The 21,521-nt window shown below is 66.0% G+C and carries 17 protein-coding genes; 7 read left to right on the top strand and 10 right to left on the bottom strand.

The genetic code is table 11. The annotated features are described in order from the left end of the window. Window positions 1–4: 4 nt before the first annotated feature. The 5 genes from J5J86_RS10705 to J5J86_RS10685 all read right to left on the bottom strand — a co-directional run bounded on the left by J5J86_RS10705 (window position 5) and on the right by J5J86_RS10685 (window position 6,475). Entirely contained in the window at window positions 5–751 is a 747-nt protein-coding gene (locus tag J5J86_RS10705; RefSeq protein ID WP_247658324.1) for an ABC transporter ATP-binding protein, read from the bottom strand. After that, complete coding sequence (locus J5J86_RS10700; protein WP_209104879.1) at window positions 748–1,887, bottom strand: ABC transporter substrate-binding protein; 1,140 nt, start codon at window positions 1,885–1,887, stop codon at window positions 748–750. The genes J5J86_RS10705 and J5J86_RS10700 overlap by 4 nt, the downstream gene beginning before the upstream one ends. Window positions 1,888–1,964: 77 nt before the next feature. After that, the gene (locus J5J86_RS10695) at window positions 1,965–3,527 is read right to left on the bottom strand and encodes a hydantoinase B/oxoprolinase family protein (protein WP_247658322.1); all 1,563 of its coding nucleotides are present in this window, start codon (window positions 3,525–3,527) and stop codon (window positions 1,965–1,967) included. Between the two features lie 11 nt (window positions 3,528–3,538). Further along, window positions 3,539–5,602 carry a hydantoinase/oxoprolinase family protein gene (locus J5J86_RS10690; RefSeq protein ID WP_209104878.1) on the bottom strand — a complete coding sequence of 688 codons (2,064 nt, stop codon included), beginning with the start codon at window positions 5,600–5,602 and terminating at the stop codon, window positions 3,539–3,541. 3 nt (window positions 5,603–5,605) lie between these two features. Continuing rightward, on the bottom strand, window positions 5,606–6,475 hold the full coding sequence (locus J5J86_RS10685; RefSeq protein WP_209104877.1) for an IclR family transcriptional regulator: 870 nt from the start codon (window positions 6,473–6,475) through the stop codon (window positions 5,606–5,608). 422 nt (window positions 6,476–6,897) lie between these two features. On the opposite strand from J5J86_RS10685, the gene J5J86_RS10680 reads away from it, so the two are divergent. The 4 genes from J5J86_RS10680 (at window position 6,898) to J5J86_RS10665 (ending at window position 12,343) form a co-directional block, all read left to right on the top strand. After that, window positions 6,898–7,548 carry a YitT family protein gene (locus J5J86_RS10680; protein ID WP_209104876.1) on the top strand — a complete coding sequence of 217 codons (651 nt, stop codon included), beginning with the start codon at window positions 6,898–6,900 and terminating at the stop codon, window positions 7,546–7,548. Between the two features lie 856 nt (window positions 7,549–8,404). Then, window positions 8,405–10,981, top strand: a complete 2,577-nt coding sequence (locus J5J86_RS10675) for a YadA-like family protein (protein ID WP_209104875.1) — start codon at window positions 8,405–8,407, stop codon at window positions 10,979–10,981. A gap of 158 nt (window positions 10,982–11,139) precedes the next feature. Continuing rightward, on the top strand, window positions 11,140–11,616 hold the full coding sequence (locus tag J5J86_RS10670) for an invasion associated locus B family protein (RefSeq protein WP_247658318.1): 477 nt from the start codon (window positions 11,140–11,142) through the stop codon (window positions 11,614–11,616). 163 nt (window positions 11,617–11,779) lie between these two features. Continuing rightward, a complete protein-coding gene (locus J5J86_RS10665) occupies window positions 11,780–12,343 on the top strand; it encodes a hypothetical protein (protein ID WP_209104873.1) in 564 nt (187 codons plus the stop codon). A 221-nt stretch (window positions 12,344–12,564) separates the two neighbouring features. Here J5J86_RS10665 and J5J86_RS10660 read toward each other — a convergent pair whose 3' ends face one another. The 5 genes from J5J86_RS10660 to J5J86_RS10640 all read right to left on the bottom strand — a co-directional run bounded on the left by J5J86_RS10660 (window position 12,565) and on the right by J5J86_RS10640 (window position 17,166). Continuing rightward, a complete protein-coding gene (locus tag J5J86_RS10660; RefSeq protein WP_209104872.1) occupies window positions 12,565–13,284 on the bottom strand; it encodes an ABC transporter ATP-binding protein in 720 nt (239 codons plus the stop codon). Further along, window positions 13,284–14,039: an ABC transporter ATP-binding protein gene (locus J5J86_RS10655; RefSeq protein WP_209104871.1), complete on the bottom strand. Its 756-nt coding sequence runs from the start codon at window positions 14,037–14,039 to the stop codon at window positions 13,284–13,286. Before J5J86_RS10655 ends, J5J86_RS10660 begins: the two co-directional genes overlap by 1 nt. Next, entirely contained in the window at window positions 14,036–14,977 is a 942-nt protein-coding gene (locus J5J86_RS10650) for a branched-chain amino acid ABC transporter permease (protein WP_209104870.1), read from the bottom strand. The genes J5J86_RS10655 and J5J86_RS10650 overlap by 4 nt, the downstream gene beginning before the upstream one ends. Next, window positions 14,974–15,897 carry a branched-chain amino acid ABC transporter permease gene (locus tag J5J86_RS10645; protein ID WP_209104869.1) on the bottom strand — a complete coding sequence of 308 codons (924 nt, stop codon included), beginning with the start codon at window positions 15,895–15,897 and terminating at the stop codon, window positions 14,974–14,976. The genes J5J86_RS10650 and J5J86_RS10645 overlap by 4 nt, the downstream gene beginning before the upstream one ends. Before the next feature lie 81 nt (window positions 15,898–15,978). Then, entirely contained in the window at window positions 15,979–17,166 is a 1,188-nt protein-coding gene (locus J5J86_RS10640) for an ABC transporter substrate-binding protein (RefSeq protein WP_209104868.1), read from the bottom strand. A 396-nt stretch (window positions 17,167–17,562) separates the two neighbouring features. Between J5J86_RS10640 and J5J86_RS10635 the strand changes: the two genes are divergently transcribed. Genes J5J86_RS10635 through J5J86_RS10625 form a run of 3 tightly spaced genes read left to right on the top strand, consistent with a single transcriptional unit; the run spans window position 17,563 to window position 21,520 of the window. After that, window positions 17,563–19,872, top strand: coding sequence for a bifunctional salicylyl-CoA 5-hydroxylase/oxidoreductase (locus J5J86_RS10635; protein WP_209104867.1), 2,310 nt, complete (start codon window positions 17,563–17,565; stop codon window positions 19,870–19,872). A gap of 8 nt (window positions 19,873–19,880) precedes the next feature. After that, window positions 19,881–20,672 (top strand): SDR family NAD(P)-dependent oxidoreductase, encoded by a 792-nt coding sequence (locus J5J86_RS10630; protein WP_209104866.1) that lies wholly within the window; start codon window positions 19,881–19,883, stop codon window positions 20,670–20,672. A 17-nt stretch (window positions 20,673–20,689) separates the two neighbouring features. Then, the gene (locus J5J86_RS10625) at window positions 20,690–21,520 is read left to right on the top strand and encodes an enoyl-CoA hydratase family protein (protein WP_446698688.1); all 831 of its coding nucleotides are present in this window, start codon (window positions 20,690–20,692) and stop codon (window positions 21,518–21,520) included. The last annotated feature ends 1 nt before the right edge of the window (window position 21,521 follow it).

The raw sequence follows: 21,521 nt of genomic DNA, 5'->3' as shown, positions 1-21,521 counted from the left end.
GGCCTCAGGTGAAGTAATGCTGAGCGAGCTCGTCATAGGATGTGATCTCGCGGGGATCGAGAGTGGCGACGATCCGGCCCACCGAAAGCAGGTAGGCGCGGTTGGCGAGCTCCAGCGCCAAAGGCGCCTTCTGCTCCACGAGGATGATGGAGAGCCCCTCGGCATTGAGCCGGCCGAGGGTGGCCAGAATCTCCTCCGTGACCCGCGGCGCGAGGCCGAGGGAGGGCTCGTCCAGCAACAGGACGGTCGGGCCGGCCATGAGCGCGCGCCCGATAGCCAGCATCTGCTGCTCGCCGCCGGACATGGAGCCGGCCACTTGGGACAGCCGCTCCTTGAGGCGCGGGAAGAGTTCCAGCACCCTTTCCCACCGCCGCTGGAATTCGAGCCGGTCGCGCAGGCGATAGGCGCCCAGCTCCAGGTTCTCAGCCACGCTCATGGGGCCAAAAATGCCGCGCCCTTCCGGCACGAGCACCACGCCGCGCGCCGCCACCGCCACCGGATCGAGCCGGGGCAAGGGCTGGCCGCGCAGGTGCACGCTGCCGAAATTGGTGACGAGGCCCAGGATGGCGCGCAGCAAGGTGGACTTGCCCGCCCCGTTGGGCCCGAGCACGGCCACGAGCTCGCCTTCGCCCACCTGGAGGTCGGTGGGGTGCAGCGCCTCCACATGGCCGTAGCGGGCGCCAAGGCCGCGCGTCTCCAGCATCGCCAGCGCGCTCTGCGCGCTGGCGGGCGTGGCGAGGGCGGTGCTCATTGCACCACCTTCACCTTGCCGTCGACGATGGTGGCGATGACGAACGGGTTCTCGGTGATGCCCTGGTGGACCTCCGGCGAGAAATTGTAGACGCCCGTCGTGCCCTGGTAGCCGGTAATAGCCTCATAGGCATCGCGCACCGCCGCACCCTCGAAGGACTTGGCCTTCTCGACCGCTGCCACGGTCAGCATCAGCCCGTCCCAGCCGCGCGAGGCCCAGTTGGGGTCGCGATCCCCATACTTTTCCTTCCAGGGGTTGAGGAACTTGGTGATCTCGGCCTTCAGCGCGCCTTCGGGGAGGGCGTCATAGACTTGCGAGGGCGAGGCGACGAAGAAGAACTTGTCGCCCAGCACTTCCGCCACCGGACGGAACACAGCGATGTCTTCCAGGCTGGTGAGCAGCAGCATGTCCGCGCCCAGCTGCTTGATGTTCTTGGCGGCGGTCAGCGTGGTGCCGCCGAGGCCGATCTTGATGATGGCGCCAGCGCCGGCCGAGCGCATCTTGGAGATCTGCACGGACAGATCCGCGTCATCCTGCTTGTACGGCTCCACCGCCACGATTTCGATGCCGTACTTCGCGGCGACCTTCTCAGCCACGTTCTTCTGAAGATTGGCGTAGGGGGTGGGATCGTGAAGCACACCCACCTTCCGGATTTGCGTCTTGTCGCGCAGATATTCCAGGCGCTTTTCAACCTCGAAGCCGGCCGGCGGCAGGGTTGAGAAAGCCCATTTCAGCTGGTCCGGCTGCTGCGGCAGGATGGAGCACAGCATCATCGGCACCTTGGCCCGCACCAGCAGGCCAGCAGCGGCGAAATTGCCCGCGGAGACGCAGCCGGAGACGAAGACCTGGGCGCCGTCGGAGGACAGCATCTTGCGATAGACGGTGACCGCCTCCTGGGGCTCGGAGCGGTTGTCCTCCACGATCACCTGGATCTTGCGGCCCATCACGCCGCCGCGGGCATTGACGGTGGCGGCGGCCAGTTCCACGCCGTCGCGCCAGGCGCGGTCGACGGTGGCGGCATAGCCGGTGAGGCCGGCCGAGATGCCGACCTTATAGGTCTCCTGCGCGCCGACCGGGACGGCCAGCAGTGTGGAAGCGGCCACCAGCGCTGTGGCCGCGAGGGTGCGTAGCGTCACGATGTTCCTCCCGAAACAAGTTTGTTCTTTTAGATGGCCCGGCTTCTGCTGGCCGGGCCGCTGGTCGAGCTAATCGTTCAGGCTGCCGGGCCGAAGCCGCCGCCGCCCGGGGTTTCCAGGACCACCACGTCGCCGGCATTCATGGTGAGCTTGCGGGCTTCGCTCACTGGCTTGCCATTGACGAGGAAGCGCCCCGCTGCGCCCGGTCCGCCGCCGCCAATGCCGTCCGGCCCGCTTTCCAGCCGGCTCGGCACCGCATTGAGCAGCCAGGGATATTCGGTGCGCAGGTGGAACTGGATGAACTGGCCGTCGCCGCCCCGGGTGCGACCGGTGCCCCCCGAGCCGCGCCGCAATTCCTTGCGGTCGAACACGATGGGCATGGCCGCTTCCAGGATCTCGATGGGCACGGCGGCAACGCCGGTCGGGTAGCAGGTGGCGCTCGGCCCGTGCTTTTCGGCTCGGGCGCCCATGCCGCCGGAATAGTTGAACATGGAGGAGGTGAAGGGCCGCCCGTCGGCACGCTTGCCCTGCACCTGGATGGTCCACACCGCGCCCGAGCCTTCCGCCAGAACCCGGTCCGGCATCACCTGGTGGAGTGCCTTGAGGATGGGCATGGGCACATACATGCCCACCACATGGCGCGCATTCACCGGCGCCGGATAAGCGCAATTGACGATGGAGCCTTCCGGGGCCCGGATCTCGATGGGGGCGAGCGAGCCGGTATTGTTCGGCAGGTCCGGATTGAGACAGGAGCGGATGGCGAATGTGGAATAAGCGTGGGTGTAGTTCAGCACCACATTGATGCCGGTGGCCGTCTGCGGCGAGGTGCCGGTGAAGTCCACGATGATGGTCCCGGTGTCGGTGTCCACCGTCACGGCGGTCTTGAGCGTGATGATTTCGCCGCCGGGAACGTCGAACAGGCTCTCGCCGTGATAGGTGCCGGCCTTCAGCTTGCGGATGGCGTTGCGCGTGGCCTCCTCGGAGCGCTGGATGATCTCGTCGGACAACGTCTCGATATCCTCAAGGCCGGCGCGCTCGCACAGGGCGATGAGATGCTCGGCCGCCGCCTGCCCGCTGGAGACCTGGGCGGAGAGATCGCCGAACACCGCGTCCGGCGTGCGGACATTGCGCCGGATCATGGTGTGGAGCACCTCCACCGGCTCGCCCTTCTCATAGAGCTTGAGCGGCGGGATCCAGAGACCCTCCTCGTGCACGTCCCGGGCGCCGGCGCCGATGCCGTAGCCGCCAATGTCCGTGTGGTGGATGGTGGAGCCGATATAGGCGATCAGCTTCTCCCCGTTGAAGATGGGGGTCAGCACCGTGATGTCGAAGAAGTGCCCCGCCGACAGCCAGGGGTCATTGGTGATGAGCACGTCGCCCGGCGCGCACTTGCCGGCGAAGAGGCGCACCAGATGGGCGCCGGCAAAGGCCAGCGAATTGATGTGGCCAGGCGTGCCCGTATTGGCCTGCGCCACCATGCGCCCGCGCTGGTCGAACAGGGCGCAGGCGAGGTCGCCGGCCTCGCGCACGATGGGGCTGAAGGCGATGCGCTGCAGCGCCTTGGCCCGCTCGGTCACCACCCCGATGAGGTTGGACCACAGGATTTCCAGCTCGACGCCGTCCATCTTTACGTTTGCCATGGGACCTGTCCTCAATTCTTGGTGGCGACGATGCAGCCAAAGCGGTCGATGGTGGCTGTCCAGCCGGGCGGGAGGGCGGTGGTGGTCTCCCGCTCCTCAATGATGGCGGGGCCGCTGACGCTCTGGCCGACGGCGAGGGTGGAGCGCTCATAGACGGCGGCATCCTGGTTGTCGGTCCAGGCATGCACCTTGCGGTGGCTCTTGGGGCTGCCGAGGCCCTCCGACACACGCGCCGCCGGGTGGAAAGGCACCACGGGACCGCGCGCGGTGATCCGCCAGGTGACGATCTCCACGGGCACATGGTCGGGGTTCACGCCATAGAGGTGGCGATAGGCGCCGGCGAACAACTTGGCGATGGCGGCGGTGTCGCGGGTCTCGCGGGGGTCGCCCTCGAAGGTGACGGTGACCTCGTGCTGCTGGCCGAGATAGCGCATGTCCGCGCCGATCAGGAGCGAGACGTCGGCGGGCAGGCAACCCGCCTCGCGCAAAGCGGCGCGGCCTTCCGCTTCCAGGTCGCCCAGGATGCGGTCGACGCGGGTCCAGTCGATGTCGTCGAGGAGCGTCAGGTCCGAGCGCACCAGATCGAGCCGCACGGGCGTCACCAGCGTGCCGAAGGCGGACAGCACGCTGGACTGCGGCGGCACGATCACTGCCGTGCTCTGGAGCAGCTCGGCCACGCCGCAGGCATGGAGCGGGCCGGCACCACCGAAGGCGAAGAGCGGCAGGCCGCGATAGTCCACGCCGCGGTCGGTGGCATGGGTGCGGGCGGCGGAGGCCATGGCCTCGGTGACGATGCGATAGATGCCCCGCGCGGCCTGCACGGCGGGCACCTTCAGGTCCGCGCCCAGCCGGCCCATGGCGGCATCGGCGGCGGCGGTGTCGAGGGGCATGTCGCCGCCGAGGAAGTTCTCCGCATCAATGAGACCCAGCACCAGGTCCGCATCGGTGACGGTGGCATTGCGCCCGCCGCGCCCATAGCAGGCCGGACCCGGATTGGAGCCGGCGCTCTCGGGGCCGACCTTCAGCAGGCCGAGATCATCCACATGGGCGATGGAGCCGCCACCCGCGCCGATCTCGATGAGGTCGATGGAGGGCACGGTGACGGGAAGCCCCGAGCCTTCCTTGAAGCGATAGCGGCGGTCCACCTCAAACAGGCCAGTGACGAGGGGGGTGCGGTTCTCGATCAGGCAGGCCTTGGCGGTGGTGCCGCCCATGTCGAAGCTCATGAGCCGGTCGATGCCCAGCACTTCCGCATAATGGCAGGCGGCGAGCGCCCCGGCGGCCGGCCCGCTCTCGATCATGCGCACCGGATTGCGGCCGGCGGTCTCAGCCCCAACCACGCCGCCGGAGGATAGCATGATGAGCGGCGTATTCGAGAAGCCCTCGTCCCGCAGCCGCTCGGAGAGGCGGCGCAGATAAGGCTGGGAGATGGGCATGGTGTAGGCGTTCACCGTCGCCGTTGAGGCGCGCTGGTATTCGCGGATCTGGGGGGCCACGTCGGACGACGTACAGAAGAAGGTGTCGTTGAGCAGACGCTGCAATTGCCCCGCCACTTTCGCCTCATTGGCGCCGTTGGCGAAAGAATTGAGGAAGCAGAGCGCCACGGCCTTTGCGCCAGAAGCCCGGATGGCGTCGGCGAGCGCTGCGATGTCGGCGTCTGTGGGCTCGGCGAGCACGGTGCCGTCGGCAAGCACCCGCTCCTTGATGCCGAAAGTCAGGTCCTCGGGGACCAACGGCTCGGGAAACTCGATCTGCGGGTCATACATGTCGTAGCGGTGCTCATTGCGAATGGCGAGCACGTCGCGGAAGCCGTCCGTCACCACGAGCGCCGTGGGAAAGCCCTTGCGCTCAATGAGCGCGTTGGTGACCACTGTGGTGGCATGCACCACCACGCCATCCACCGCCTCCGCGGAGACACCGGCTTTGGCGAGCACCTGGTCGACGCCGCGGAAGAAGCCTTCCAGCAGGTCGTGGTGGGTGGTCAGAGTCTTGTCCACCTGCAGGCGGCCGTCGGAATGGCGCAGCACGATGTCGGTGAAGGTGCCGCCAATATCGACGGCCAGCGAATATGTCATGGCTCAGCTTCTCCATCCCAGGCTGCGGGAGATGCGCGCGGCGGTGCCGGTGACCTCTGCAACCTGAGTATCGGGGGGATCGGGGGGGATGAATTGGGTGGCGCCGACAATGGCGAGTGAGCCGACGAGGGCGCCGCGATGGTCGAAGATGGGGGCGGCGAGCGTGTTGACGCCGGTCAGCACCTCGTCGGGAGCAGTGGACCAGCCCCGCTGGCGCACAAGGCCGACTTCGCGACGAAGGGCGTCCGGGTCGGTAATGGTGTGCGCGGTCCAGTTCTTGAGGGGAGCCGCGAGCGCCCGTGCCAGCAATTCGTCGGCGCCGAAGGCCAGCCACACCTTGCCGTGGGCGCTGGCGTGAAAGTCGAGCCGCGTGCCGGGACGGGTGGCAAATTCAATCAGGGTGCGTCCTTGCACCAGCTCCAGCACCACCACCTCGCCGTCGACGAGGGCGCAGATGGTGACCGCCTGGCCGGTGCGGTCGCGCAATTCCATGAGCTCGGCGCGGGCGGCGGAGAGCACGTCGAAGCGGGCACGCAGCGCCTCGCCCAGCACCATGAGCTTGACGCCCGCATCATAGCGCCCGGTCTCCGGATCCTGACGCACGAAGCCGTGCCGCTGGAGGGTGACAAGGTGCCGATAGACGGTGGCCTTGGAGGCCGAGAAATGGGCGGTGATCTGCGCGAGCGCCAGCGGCCGGCTCTGCATGGCCAGGAACTCCACCATGCGCAACGCAAGGTCGAGCGTGCTGGTGCCGGTGGCGGAATGCGGCGCGGGCGCCGCCCCGCGAGCCGTCGCGGGGTTGTCGCCGGACGTGGGCGCGGATGGCAAAGGGGTAGCGCCGCGCGCGCCGCGCGTCGTCGAACGTGGTGGCACGTTCCGATCCTCTTAAGGGCGTTTCCGAAAGATGTTTCGTTTTGAATAATGAAACATCATTTTGTTATTTTGACGGTACGGCGCGTCCTCGGATCGGTCAAGACTGTTTTCATTGTGCGGTGCGCGCACCTTCTTGTGCTTTGCAACATCTTTCGATGGAAAGGTAACGCCTATGGATAAGCTGCAATCTCACGTATTGGCTGCGAAAACGTGCGTGCAACGTCTCGGAAAATCTTTCGCGGCCGAGGGTTCTGCGGGGCAGGGGAGGCGGGCGGGGGAGCCGCGACCCGCGGCCAAGGATGGAAACGTGCCCTTTCCCTGCGGCCATGTTACCGCTTGGCCCAAAGGCGCCGCGGGAATGGGGAGAGCCGGTGTCCTCCTTGGAGGCCCCAGGTCTTCGAGCCGCCTTCGCACGGCGCTCCATGGGAGCGGTGCTTGACCCGGATACCTGGAGCCAGCCGATGGACGCACAAGCCTCTCGCCACCGCCTTTGGGAAGACGGCATGGCCCTCCTGATTGGGACGGCGCTGGTGGCTCTGGGGATCGCCTTCTACACCAAGGCCATGCTGGCCATTTCCAGCATGGCGGGCCTCGCCCTCCTGATCCATTATGCGACCGGCGCCCAATTCGGCACCGTCTTCTTCCTGCTCAACCTGCCTTTCTATGTGCTCGGGTGGCATCGGCTCGGCTGGCGGTTCGCATTGCGGACCTTTATCGCGGTGGGTCTCGTCTCCCTCTTCTCTCGCTTCACGCCTGTCTGGCTCAGGATCGAGGCCATCGATGCGACCTATGCCGCGCTCGTTGGCGGCGCGCTGATGGGCGCCGGCATGCTCGTGCTGTTCCGCCACCGGACCGGGCTTGGAGGTGTCAACATCCTGGCGCTGTGGTTCCAGGAGGCGTTTGGCATCCGGGCAGGCTGGTTCCAACTGTGTGTGGACGTGGCCATTCTCCTGGCATCTCTCTTCATCCTGCCTTTGGCGCAGGTTCTCTTGTCCATCGCCGGGGCGCTGGTGCTGAACGCCATCATCGCCATCAACCACCAGCCGGGGCGCTACGCCCTGGTCAGCCCATGAGCATCCCGCACAGGCGTGGATGGCGTTCATCGCCCGGTCGATGAAGTGCATGAGGTTGATTCTGAAATAAAGTTATACCTAGGGCTTTCAAAGGCATAGATCTGTTGGTGGTTATATGGTGCCGGTAGTTGAGCAAAAATGCGCGCTTGGGTTGTCTCTCCTTAGGGATTTGGTAAAAGTTTGAAACGTACCAACCTACCTCGTTGAGGGGGTGCGTATGGGAAAGGGCCGAGGTGCGCCATCCGCGGCGGTACATCATATCGGGAGAGAGGATAAGCCTGGTGCCCTTCAGGGGCTTGCCAGCGCATTTCGCGCAACGCTCCTGGCCGAGTGTCGCGATATTTGGAGCGAGGAAAACCTCAATCTCATCTTTGTCCATTATGTCATGGGACTGGTCGTTTCGTCTTCTGCGACTTTGAGCGCGGCGGAGAAATTCGAACTCATCTCTCACATAACAGAACATGAGCTTCCATCAGAAGAGGCAAGTCTTGCGCTTCATAGGCCCCCGCCTCCCGGTCGCGGATCTTTGGCGAGCGCGATCGAAGCTGCGGAGCAAGCGGGGCTCTATGACGCCAAAGAGATGACGTGGTCAAAAATAGCGCCTTGACGCAACTTGAAGTGGTTGGATTTATGCGGGGAGTTGTTGAGTGAAGACGTAGAATATTCGAAGGGGGCAGCGATGTATTATTTACCATATCGCCAAAGATATCGGAGTTTTGGAGGCGCGTCTCTGCCCATTTATTCGGCGCGGCGTCACTCATTCATATTGAATTTGAAAGTCGGGCAGAATTTCGCGGACGCACGGCGCAGGGCGCTGGCGTTCAGCTTGCATATGGGGGTCGCCGCAGCGGGGTCATTGGGTGCGACATCCCTTGCCCATGCCGGTGGCTATGTGATTGGCGGCACCTCGGGAACGGGCACGGACACCGGGCTCAGCAATATGTGCCTTACCCCCAATGATCCCACCTCCTCCAGCGCAACCTGGAGCTGCCAGTCCAATTCCGCCAGCGGAGGGCTGGTTTGGGTGTCGGGCTTGGTCGGGACGTCCCTGACCGTTCAGGGGGCGGACCTTGCTCCATTCATCGGATCCCAGTCGGTCGCAATCGGCACCCAGGCCACCTCTGCGACGGGCGCCAGCGCTGTGGCCATAGGGGCTGGCGCAACCGCCAATGTCGCGAACGGCGTTGCGATGGGCGCTGGGGCGAGCGTGGGCGCCGCAGGCGGCGTGGCGCTCGGCAGCGGATCGGTTGCGAACACGGCGGCTGGGATCGCCGGCTATACCCCCGACAACGCCACCCCTGGGAGCAGCACCGCGCTCGCCGCCACGAAGAGCACCCTGGCGTCCGCCTCGATCGGCAACGCTGCCACCGGGCAATTCCGCCAGATCTCCGGCGTGGCCGCAGGCACGGCGGATTCCGATGCCGTAAACGTGGCGCAACTGAAGGCCCTCAATTCTGCCGTCACCACCCTCCGGGACGTGGCGGTGACCTATGACAGCACCAGCAAAGATGCCATTACCCTGGGCGGCGCCAGCGGCACGTCCCTGACCAATGTGAAGAGCGGAGCCCTCTCGTCCACCTCCTCCGATGCGGTGAACGGCGCGCAATTGTTCGCCACCAACCAGAACGTTGCCGGGCTTCAGACCAATGCCTTGCAGTGGAGTTCAACGCTTGGTGCCTATGATGCCGGCTACGGCGGGACCGCGCAGAAGATCTCAAACGTTGCAGCCGGCACCGCCGCCACGGACGCCGCGAATCTGGGCCAGGTGAATGCGGTATCGGCAAGCCTGTCCGACCTTTCCGACCGGGCCGTCGTCTATGACGGGGCGGTGGGAAGCTCGAAGGATACGGTCACCTTCGGGGGAGCATCGGGAACGACGCTCACCAATGTGAGGGCAGGCACCCTGTCGTCCGCCTCCTCCGACGCGGTGAATGGATCGCAATTGTTCGCAACCAATGAGAACGTGGCCTTGTTGCAGGCCAATGCCCTGCAATGGAGTTCCTCGCTCGGCGCCTATGATGCCAGCCGCAGCGGTGCGCCGCAGAAGATATCCAACGTCGCCGCAGGTACGGCTGCCAGCGATGCGGTCAATCTGGCCCAGCTGAATTCACTCGCCAGCGGGGTGAACAGTCTGTCCGACCGCGCTGTGCTTTATGACGGCGCCTCCGGCGATCCCAAGCAGACCATAACCCTTGCCGGGACCGGCGGAACCTTGTTGACCAATGTGCAGGCGGGCGCGGTCTCCGCGTCCTCGACCGATGCCTTGAACGGATCCCAGCTTTATGCCGTGTCCGCCAGCATCGCGAACATTTTCGGGGGCGGCGCGTCGGTGGCAGCCAACGGCACGATCCTGGCCCCAAGTTACCTCATCAACAATGCGGCCTACAACAGCGTGGGGGACGCCTTCGGCGCGGTCGATACGCAATTGTCCACCCTGAAGGGCTCCATCGCGAACCTCAACGCCGACACCGGCTCGGCCTATGTGCAGATCAATTCTGCCGGCCCGGGCGCGCAGGCCACGGGGGCCGAAAGCATCGCCATCGGGTCGGCCGCACAGGCCGTCGCCGCAAATGCCACGGCCATTGGTCAGGGCGCGGTGGCCAACAACGCGGGAGACGTGGCGTTGGGGGCCGGTTCGTCCACCGGTGCGGCGGTCCAGACCTCTTCCATGGTGGTGAACGGCACCACCTACGCGGTGGCGGGTCTGGCCACCAGCACGGTGTCGGTGGGGGCGGCGGGGGCGGAGCGCACCATCACCAATGTGGCGGCGGGGCAGGTGAATGCCAGTTCCACGGATGCCGTCAACGGCTCGCAGCTCTATGCCACCAACCAGGCGCTGAGCGCCGCCATGGGCAGCGTCAACACCCTCAACCAGAACGCGGTGCGCTATGATACGGACTCCGGCGACCAGAAGCTGAATTCCATAACCCTCGCGGGCGGGGACCCCAATGCCCCCGTGGTCATCCGGAATGTCGCGACCGGTGTGGCCGCCACCGATGCCGTCAACGTGGCGCAGATGGATGCGGGCCTGAGTCAGGCCCTGGCGTCCGCCACTTCCTATACGGATACCCGGACGTCCGCCGCCATCAGCACCGCCAACACCTACACCGACACCAAGTCGCGGCAGACCTTGGCCCAGGCGAATGCCTATACGGACCAGAAGTTTGCCATGCTCAACAGCTCGCTCGAAGGCGTCCGTAGCCAGGCGAACCAGGCGGCGGCGGTGGGCCTGGCCGCCGGATCCCTGCGCTATGACGACCGGCCCGGAAAACTCAGCGCCGCCGCCGGCGCCGGGACCTGGGGAGGGGAAGCGGCCTTCGCCATGGGCGTTGGCTACACCACACAGGACCAGCGGGTGCGCATGAATCTCTCCGGCAGCACTGCGGGCGGGGATTGGGGCTTTGGCGGCGGGCTGAGCCTGACCCTCAATTGAGAGGGGCGAGGCTCATGACAAAAAGCTCAGGTGCCTGTCGCGCCTTCGCCTTTTTGCTCTTGCTTCTCCTTCTCGGCGGCCAAGCCCCGGCGGCGGAGAAAGAGAAAAAGGGGCCCCCCGCTCCTGCGGCCTCCAACGCGCTCTCGCCCGGTTACCAGGTGAAGCCGTCGGAGGTGGTGCTCCCACCGGGCGTTGCGCCCGGCCAATATGTGCGCTCCATCCGCCCCTTCCCGAACTGGACCCTCATCTGTGATGAGAACCGGGCGAAGAAGCAGAGGATCTGCAACATATCCCAGGAAATCCTGGGGCCGGCGGGCACCCTTGTTTTCAGTTGGTCGCTGGCCGCCATGGCCGATGGCCGACCGATCATGATCCTGCGGACACCGGCGGGGAGCGCCGCCGGCAAGATCCTGGTCGATCTTCATGACGGCCAGCCTTCGGTCGAGGTGCAGGTCTATGGGTGCGATGCGCGGCTTTGCATCGCCTATCAGCCCGTCGACCCGCGTCTGCGCGCGGCGATCGAGACGGAGCGAGTCGTGGGGATCTCCTATGACCTCAAGGAAAATGGTGCGGTGCGCACCGTGGCTTTCCGCGCACCGCTCGCCGGTGTGAAGCAGGCGCTTTCAGCGATCTGATCCGCATTTTGGGCGCGCGCGCCCGCGGTCCGTCCGCAGTCTTTCTGGAATCTGGGTCATGGATGAGAAACAAAGCGTCTATGAACGCATCATGGGGACAGCCGGGCAGCCTCGCGCGCCGGATGTTCCCTCGGAACGCCCGCCCGCCAAACGGCGCCCCCTGATGTTCGCTGCGGGCCTGGCGGGTGTGCTTCTCCTTGGCTTCGGCCTTGGATGGGTGATGTCCCAGGCCAAGGGGCTCACCGCCTTGCAGCGGCCCGCTGCTCAGCCGGCGCCCGCCGCGGACGAAGGCAAGGACCTGTTCACCACCCATGCCCTCGCCCGGGGGGTAAAGACCTGTGCCGCCACCTATGCAGCACTCGGCAAGGCACTGACCAATGGCGCGACCTTCGCCTTCCAGACGCAGGTGGCTGAAGGCGCGCCCAATGCCCATTCCGTGCAGGGGACAGTGGGCATGCGCTTCGGGGCCAGCCCGCGCGGGCTGGAGCAGGCGGCGGGTGTCATCCTTGTGGCACCCAATGGGTCATCCTGCGAAGGCAATTCCGTGCGGGTCATCCCCCTCAAGCAGCGCTGCACCGAGGCAACCGCGCTCCTCCCGCCCGGCTCCAAGCCGATGTCGCCCTTGGCCGATCTGGCTTTCTACCTGCTGCCGAGTGGGGAGCAGACCCTGCTTGTGCCGGTCGGCGACAATTGCGTCGCCGTGACCACCCTCCGCGCGGCCTCCTAGAGCGCGATCCCATCAGATTGAATCAATCTGATGGGTGAATCTCCCTCTAACCCATTGATAGAGAATGCGTGATCCGATCAGATGGCGATGCCATCTGATCGGCGCATGCTCTAAGGCCGTGCAGAGGCGATGCGCGCCACTCCAGCGCTTGGCGATGCGTCACACCTGCGAATTGGCGTTGTGCAGCCGGAACCCGCCCGCGCCGCAGGACCTTGGCGGCCTCAGATTTCCAGGTGGCGGGTGGCGCGGGTCCGGTCGGCGGCAAGCTCCCCATTGGTGCCGGTCCACACCACGCGACCGCCTTCCACCACCACATGGCGGTCGGCGATGCGCATGAGCGCCTCCAAATTCTTGTCCACAACCAGGATGGCGAGCCCATCCGACCGCAGCACGCCGATGGCGCTCCAGATCTCGCCGCGCATCACCGGTGCCAGGCCCTCGGTGGCCTCGTCCAGCACCAGCAGGTCCGGATTGGTCATGAGGGCCCGTCCGATGGCCAGCATCTGCTGCTCGCCGCCGGAGAGCTGGGTTCCCATATTGGCCCGCCTTTCCTTCAGGCGTGGGAAAAGCGTATAGACCCGATCGAGCGACCAGGCGGGGCGCCCTGTGCCTGCGCCCCGCTGGCGGGCCGTGGCCAGGAGATTTTCCTCCACGTCGAGGCGGGGGAAGATCTGGCGGCCCTCCGGTACATAGCCGAGGCCGCAGGCGGCAATCTTGTGGGGCGGGGCCTGCGTCATCTCTCGCTCGGCAACCATCCGCCGGCCTCGGCTCGGGGCCAGAAGGCCGAACAGGGTTCGGATAATGGTGGTCTTGCCCATGCCGTTGCGACCCATGAGGGTCACCACCTCGCCGGCGCGGACCTCCAGGTCGATGCCAAAGAGAACCTGTGCGCCGCCATAGCCGGCCTCGATGCCTTCCAGTGCGATCAGCGCCCGTGCCATCAGACCGCCTCCTCTTCGCCGAGATAGGCCTGTCGCACCACGGGGTCCGTTCGCACCGTGGCGGGATCTCCGGTGATCGCCACTGCCCCGTAGATGAGGACGGAGATGCGGTCGGCGAGACGGAAGACCGTCGCCATGTCGTGCTCCACCAGCAGCATGGGGATGCGGCCCTTCAAGGACAGGAGCAGTTCGGTCAGCCGCTCGCCCTCCGCTCGGCCGGTGCCGGCCATGGGCTCGTCCAGAAGCAGGAGCTTGGGCTCTTGCACCAGGCTCATGGCCAGTTCCAGCGCGCGGCGCTCCCCGTGCGACATATCGCGGGCGAGCGTCAGGCACCTGTCGCCGAGGCCGACCCGATCGAGGGCGTCGCCCGCGCGGGCGGCCAGCTTGGGATCCGATAGCGCCGGGCGCCAGAAGCGGAACGGCCCGTCGCCCGCCGCCACCGCCGCCACGGCCACATTCTCCAGCGCCGTGAATGATCCGACCACGTTGGAGATCTGGAACACCCGCCCGAGCCCAAGTCGGGCGCGCGTGGCGATGCCTACCTCGGTGACATCGGCGCCATTGAAGCGGATGGTGCCGGAATTGGGCGTGATGGCGCCGGCGATCTGGGCGATGAGCGTGGTCTTGCCGGCGCCATTGGGGCCGATGAGGGCATGCACCTCGCCGGGCTGCACATCCAGCGACACGTCCCGTGTCACCGGCATGGCGCCGTAGGACTTCACCAGGTTTTCGAGGGCGAGGATCGGCGCGCTCATCGGACGGCTCCGCGCAAGAGGGACCGCACGTTTGCATCCCGCATCAAGGCCACCAGGATGATGACGAGCCCCAGTCCCAGCCGCCAATGCTCCGTGAGATGGCCAAGGCTCTCGTCCAGCAGCGTCACCACCAGGGCGCCGATGACGGCCCCCACCGGCCTGCCGATGCCGCCCAGCACCACCATCACGATCAACTCGCCCGAAATGTGCCAGCCCATGAGGGCAGGGGAGACATATTCCACTTGGTTGGCGAGCAGCGCCCCGGCAAGGCCTGCCACTGCGCCGGCAACGGAAAGCGCGATCAGCCGGTGGCGATAGGGTGCCAGGCCGAGGGCGACGACCTTGCTCTCATTCGCCCGTGCTGCCCGCAGCATAAGGCCGAAGCGGGAGGCCGAAAGGCGCTGGAACATGAACAGGGCGAGCCCCAGCATCGCGATGCACAGGAGCGTCAAAGACGTTTCAGATCGCAGGACCTTGATGCCGAGGAAGGTGGAGCGCCCGTTGATCGCCATGCCGTCATCTCCGCCATAATCGGAGAGGCTGGCAGCCACATAGAAGGCCATCTGCGCGAAGGCGAGCGTGATCATGATGAAATAGACCCCCCGCGTGCGCAGGGCGATGGCGCCCGTGAGCCCGCAGAAGAGCGCCGCTGCCCCGGCAGCCAGTGGCAGCACCACGAGGATCTCCCGAATGCCAGCCTCGCCGGCGATCAGCACCGCATAGGCGCCGATGCCGAAGGGTGCGGCGTGGCCGAAGCTGACGAGGCCGCACTGGCCGATGAGGAAGGAGAGAGACACTGCCGCCAGCGCATAGGCAATCGTGCGGGTCATCAATGTCGCCCCGTGTGTGAAGCCGAGCCCTTGGGCAAGGCCAAGCAGCAGCAGGAGCGCGCAGACTGTGACGAGTGCCTCATCGCGACCTAAGGACCGCAAGGTCATGCGGACCTCCCGCCGAACAGGCCGGTGGGCCGGAAGGACAGCACGATGGCCATGAGGAGATAGATGGTCATGGATGACAATGCCGGCCCTGCGGCTGCGGCCGCAGACTTGCCGATGAGCAGTTTCAGCAGATCCGGCGCAAATGCGCGGCCCAGCGTATCCACCAGACCCACCACCAGTGCTGCGACGAAGGCTCCTTTGACGGAGCCGATGCCGCCGATGACGATCACCACGAAGGCGACGATGAGGATGCGGTCGCCCATGGTGGGCTCCACCGAGACGAGGGGGCCCGCCATGGCGCCGGCAAGGCCGGCCAGCACGGCGCCGAATGCGAAGACGGCGCGGAACAGGCGGTCCACATCGACGCCCAGCGCCGCCACCGTCTGAGGGTGGGTGGACCCCGCCCGCACCAGCATGCCGAGCCGCGTGCGCGTGACGAGATACCAGAGCAGAAGCGCCACGGCCCCGCCGACGCCGAGAATGACGAGACGCCAGACCGGATAGATGAGCCCCGGCATCAGCGTCACCGCCCCGCTGAGCGCGGCGGGCAAGGGGAAGGCGATGGGCGCGGCGCCGAACACCATGCGGGCCAGTTCGGTCACCACCAGGATGACGCCGAAGGTGGCCAGCACCTGGTCCAGGTGATCCTTCCGGGTGAGATGCCGGAACACCAGCGTTTCCAGGACGATGCCCAGCGCCAGCGCGCCAAGGAGGCCAATCACCAGCCCCAAGGCGAAATTGCCGGTGGAGGCGGTGGCCACCGCCACCAGATAGGCACCGATCATGTATTGGACGCCATGGGCAAGGTTGATGAAGTCCATCACCCCGAACACCAGTGTCAGCCCTGCGGCGACGAGGAACAGGATGACGCCGAACTGAAGCCCGTTCAGTAACTGGGAAACGAACAGTGCCGTGGTCATGGCCCCTCTCGGCGTCGGAACATGCGGAAGGCAGGCGGACGAGGGATGGCGCAGGCGCTGTCCCTCGTCATGCGCGGCGGATTACTTCAAAGGGCAATCGGCCGCGTAATTGTCGCGGGCGGCGGTGAAGACCTTAGCGACGGTCTGCGTGGCATACTTGCCATCGTCGCGCTTGATCGCCTTGACCACATAGAAGTCCTGGATGGGGAAGCCGTTGGTGTTGAAGGCAAAGCTGCCCCGCACCGACTGGAAGGGCGCGGCGGCGAGCGCCTTGCGCAGCGCCGTCTTGTCCGACACCTTGCCGCCGGTGGCTTTCAGCGCGCCGTCGATCAGCTTGGCAGCGTCATAGCCCTGGGCCGCGTAGAGCGAGGGCACGACGCCATATTCCTTTTCATAGGCCGCCACGAAGGCCTTGTTCTGGGGCGTGTCCAGGTCCGGGGCCCACTCGGCGCCGGAGAGGAGGCCGACGGCGGCGTCCTGGGTCGCGGGCAGGGTGGTCTCGTCCACCGTGAAGGCGGAGAGGAAGGGGATCTTGCCGTCCAGGCCCGCCTGCTTGAATTGTTTGACCAGGTTCACGCCCATGCCGCCGGGCATGAAGGTGAACAAGGCCTCGGGATTGGCGGCGGCGATCTTGGCCAGTTCCGCCGAAAAGTCGATCTGGCCCAGCGGGACGAAGATCTCCTCTACCACCTCGCCTTTGAAATAGCGCTTGAAGCCGGCCATGGCATCCTTGCCGGCCTGGTAATTGGGCGTCATCAGAACCACGCGTTTATAGCCCTTGTCTTGGGCATACTTGCCCATGACTTCGTGGTTCTGGTCATTCTGGTACGAGGCCGAGAAAAAATATGGTGAGCAGCTCTTGCCCGCCAGCGGCGAGGGGCCGGCATTGCCGGAGACGATGAAGGTGTCGTTCTCCAGCACCGGCTTGGAGATGGCCATCATCACGTTCGAGAAGACGACGCCGGCGATCACATCCACTTTGTCGCGGTCGAGCAGCGCCTTGACCTTGCTGACGGCCACATCCGGCTTCAATTCGTCGTCCACCACGATGATGTCGGTGGGCTGCCCGCCCAGCTTTCCGCCCAGCTCCTTCACCGCCAGCTGGAAGCCGTCCCGCATGTGCACGCCGAGGGCGGCGGAGGGGCCGGACAGGGTGGAGACGAATCCGATCTTGATGGGGTCCGCGCAAGCGAGGGTGGGCGCCAGCACGCCGGCGGCGGCCAGTGCCATGAGCTTGGCAGGGCGGAGCGATGTGTGGAGCGACGGCATGACAATTCCCCTCCTCGGTCACTGACGCTTGGGTCACTGATGCTTGTGCGAACGAGCCGGCCAGAAATCCGTGGCCTTTACCGTCTGACGCTTCCCACGGACCGTGGTGCTGCAGATCCATATTCTTCAGATCAATTCATACATAGAAAATTTAAGTGTCAAGCAAATCGAATGGGCGATCCGTGCTTAATGTCTGGGCGGTAGCGGGTCCCCCTTTGGGGGGAAACGCTTGAAAATAAGCCAGAAGCGCGCGAGGGTGCGCATTTCCGCCCGTGCCGTCGAATGGCGCTCTTGCAGCCTCCCGATCCGGTTGACAGGCGCGCAAGAGGTCTATTACTTTAACTTTAAAGCATTTTGCGGCGGCCCGTCGCGTGTCCGACCAGGGGGAGTATCTCCATGCGCATCGTCTGCATCGGCGGCGGCCCGGCGGGGCTTTATTTCGGTCTCCTGATGAAGAAGCTGCACCCCGCGCATCACATCCGCGTCGTGGAGCGCAACAAGCCCTATGACACGTTTGGCTGGGGCGTGGTGTTCTCAGACGCCACCATGGCCGCCATGCGCGTGTGGGACCCGGAGACCGCCGCCGAGATCGAAGATGCGTTCAACCACTGGGACGATATCGAGGTCTGGTTCAAGGGCACCCGCCAGCGCACCTCCGGCCACGGTTTCGTCGGCATCGGCCGCAAGGCGCTGCTGAACATTCTGCAACGGCGCTGCGAGGCGCTGGGGGTAGAACTGGTGTTCGAGCGCGACGTGGACAGCGACCTGGAATTTCCGGACGCCGACCTCATCATCGCTTCCGATGGCATCAATTCCAAGATCCGCAACCGCTATGCCGAGGCGTTTCAGCCAGACCTCCTGGTGCGCCCGAACCGCTATATCTGGCTGGGCACCAGCAAGCTCTACGACGCCTTCACCTTCGACTTCCGCAAGACCGAGCACGGCTGGTTCCAGGCCCACATCTACAAGTTCGATGCGCAGACCTCGACCTTCATCGTGGAGACCACCGAAGAGGCCTACGAGGCTCACGGCCTCGGCGATCTCGACCAGAACGGCTCCATCGCCTTCTGTGAAAGCCTGTTTTCCGAGGTGCTCGACGGGGCCCCGCTGATGACCAATGCGCGCCATCTGCGCGGCTCGGCCTGGCTGAACTTCAATCGGCTGATCTGTGGCACGTGGAGCCACTTCAACGGTCGCTCGCATGTGGTGCTCATGGGGGATGCCGCGCACACCGCCCATTTCGCCATCGGCTCCGGCACCAAGCTCGCCATCGACGATGCCATCGAGCTTGCGCGACAGTTCGAGGCCATCGGCCATGAGGTGGAGACCATCCCCGCCGTGCTCTGCGCCTATGAGGAGGTGCGGCGCGTGGACGTGGCCCGCATCCAGAATGCGGCCCGCAACGCCATGGAATGGTTCGAGGTGGTGGGCCGGCGCTATGCCGACAGCCTGGAGCCGGAGCAGTTCATGTATTCCATGCTGACGCGCTCGCAGCGCATCAGCCACGAAAACCTGCGCCTGCGCGACCGGGCATGGGTGGAGGGCTATGAGCGCTGGTTTGCCCGCCGCGCGGGCCTGCCCGTGGAGACCAATGGCCGGGTCACGCCGCCCATGTTCACGCCCTACCGCCTGCGCGACGTGACGCTGCCCAACCGCATCGTGGTCTCGCCCATGGCCATGTATTCGGCCACGGAGGGCGTGCTGGGGGACTTCCATCTGGTGCATCTGGGCGCCCGCGCCATGGGCGGCGCCGGCCTCGTCTTCGCCGAGATGACCTGCATCTCCCCTGATGCGCGCATCACGCCCGGTTGCCTCGGCTTGTGGGATGACAGCCAGATCGAGGGCTGGAAGCGGTTCGTAGATTTCGTCCACGCCAACACGTCGGCCAAGGTCGCCTGCCAGCTCGGTCATGCGGGCCGGAAGGGCGCGACCAAGCGGGCCTGGGAGGGCATCGACCAGCCTTTGGAAGAGGGGGGGTGGCCGCTCCTGTCCGCGTCGGCCCTGCCTTACCTGAAGCACAGCCAGGTGCCCAAGGCGATGGACCGCGCCGACATGGACCGCATCATCGCCGATTTTGTCGCCGCCTCCCGGCGCGCCGCCACGGCGGGCGTGGATTGGCTGGAACTGCACGCCGCGCACGGCTACCTGTTGTCGAGCTTCCTGTCGCCGCTCACCAATCGGCGCACGGACGACTATGGCGGGTCCCATGCGGCCCGGGCACGCTTCCCGCTGGAGGTTTTCCGCGCCATCCGCGCCGCCTGGCCGGCGGAGCGGCCTATCTCTGTGCGCCTGTCCTGCCATGACTGGACGGAGGGCGGTAACACCCCGGAAGACGCCGCCATCTTCGCCGCCCTGTTCAAGGAGGCCGGCGCCGATCTCATCGACTGCTCGTCGGGGCAGGTGTGGAAGGAGGAACGGCCGGTCTATGGTCGTCTCTTCCAGACGCCCTTCTCCGACAAGATCCGCAATGAAGTGGGCATCCCCACCATCGCGGTGGGCGCCATCTCCGAGGCCGATCACGCCAATTCCATCATCGCGGCGGGCCGTGCGGACCTGTGCGCCATCGCCCGCCCGCATCTGGCCGATGCGGCCTGGTCGCTCCATGAGGCGGCCCGGATCGGCCTGAAGACCATTCCCTGGCCCAAGCAATATGCCTCCGCCAAGGGCCAGTATGAGGCCAATCTCGAACGCGCTGCGGCGCAGTGAGGGACGGCATGGGCGATCTCGACGTCATTGCGGCCCGGCACGTTCTTGTCACCGGAGCGGGCTCTGGGATCGGCGCCGCCGTCGCGCGGCGCCTTGGCCGGGCGGGTGCGCGGCTGACGCTGGCCGGCCGCCGCGCGGCCCCGCTGCGCGCGGTGGCCGCCGAACTGCCGGAGGGCTTTGCGCAGGTGGTGCCCGACTTCGACGTGACTGATCCGCAGGCCATTGCGGAGGGCCTTGCCACCGCGCGGGAAGCGTTCGGACCCGTCTCGATCCTCGTCAACAATGCCGGTGCCGCCGAGAGCACCCCCTTCGCCCGGACCTCCCTGGCGCAATGGAACAGCGTCATCGCGGTGGACCTGACCTCGGTCTTCCTGGTCACCCAGGCGGTGCTGCCGGATCTTGAGGCGGGCGGGGCGGGCGGGCGGATCGTCAACATCGCCTCGACGGCGGGGCTCGTGGGCTATCGCTATGTCTCGGCCTATTGCGCCGCCAAGCATGGGGTGATCGGCCTCACGCGCGCGTTGGCGCTGGAACTGGCGCGTACCGGCATCACGGTGAACGCCATCTGCCCCGGCTATACGGACACGCCCCTCATTCGCGCGGCCATCGCGGCCATCGTCGCCAAAACCGGGCGGACCGAGGCCGAGGTGCTGGCGGAAATGACCGCCGCCAATCCGCAACGTCGGCTGGTGGACCCGGACGAGGTGGCGGAAACCGTGGCCTTCGTGGTGTCGCCCGGGGCGGCATCGATCAATGGACAGGCGATCGCGATCGCCGGCGGCGAGGTGATGGTGGGATGACTGAGACCCGTTTCACGATGGCGGCCATGAAACGCCCCTTCAAGGACCACCGCGCCACCCATTTCCGTTTCGAGGCGAGCGCGGATGGCCGCGTGGCGACCATCCACCTCAACCGGCCGGAGCGCAAAAATCCGCTGACATTCGAGAGCTATGCGGAGCTGCGCGACCTGTTCCGCGATCTCGTCTATGCCTCCGATGTGCGGGCAGTGGTGCTGGCGGGCTCCGGCGGCAATTTCTCCTCCGGTGGCGACGTGTTCGAGATCATCGAGCCACTCACTCACATGGCCATGCCCGATCTCCTCGCCTTTACGCGCATGACCGGCGATCTGGTGAAGGCCATGCGGCGCTGCCCGCAGCCCATCATCGCCGCCGTGGACGGCGTGTGCGCGGGGGCCGGCGCCATCCTCGCCATGGCCTCCGACCTGCGGCTGGCGACGCCAGAGGCGAAGACGGCCTTCTTGTTCGTCCGCGTGGGGCTCGCCGGGGCCGACATGGGCGCCTGCGGGATCCTGCCCCGGATCATCGGACAGGGCCGCGCGGCGGAACTGCTCTATACCGGCCGCGCCATGACGGCGGCGGAAGGCGCCGCCTGGGGTTTCTACAATGCCCTTCATCCAGCGGCGGAAGTGGAGGCGAAGGCCCAGGACCTCGCCCGCACCTTGGCGGACGGCCCCTCCTTCGCCCATGGCATCACCAAGACCATGCTCAACCAGGAATGGGCCATGGGGCTGGAGGAATTGATCGAATCGGAAGCCCAGGCGCAGGCCATCTGCATGGCGACGCAAGACTTCCGCCGTGCCTTCGAGGCCTTCGCCGCCAAGGCGAAGCCCGCCTTCGAGGGGAATTGAC

It is taken from the genome of Aquabacter sp. L1I39 (assembly GCF_017742835.1).
Lineage (GTDB): Bacteria > Pseudomonadota > Alphaproteobacteria > Rhizobiales > Xanthobacteraceae > L1I39.
The sequence above is the reverse complement of the archived record's forward strand: the minus strand, read 5'-3'. Positions and strand labels throughout refer to the sequence as shown.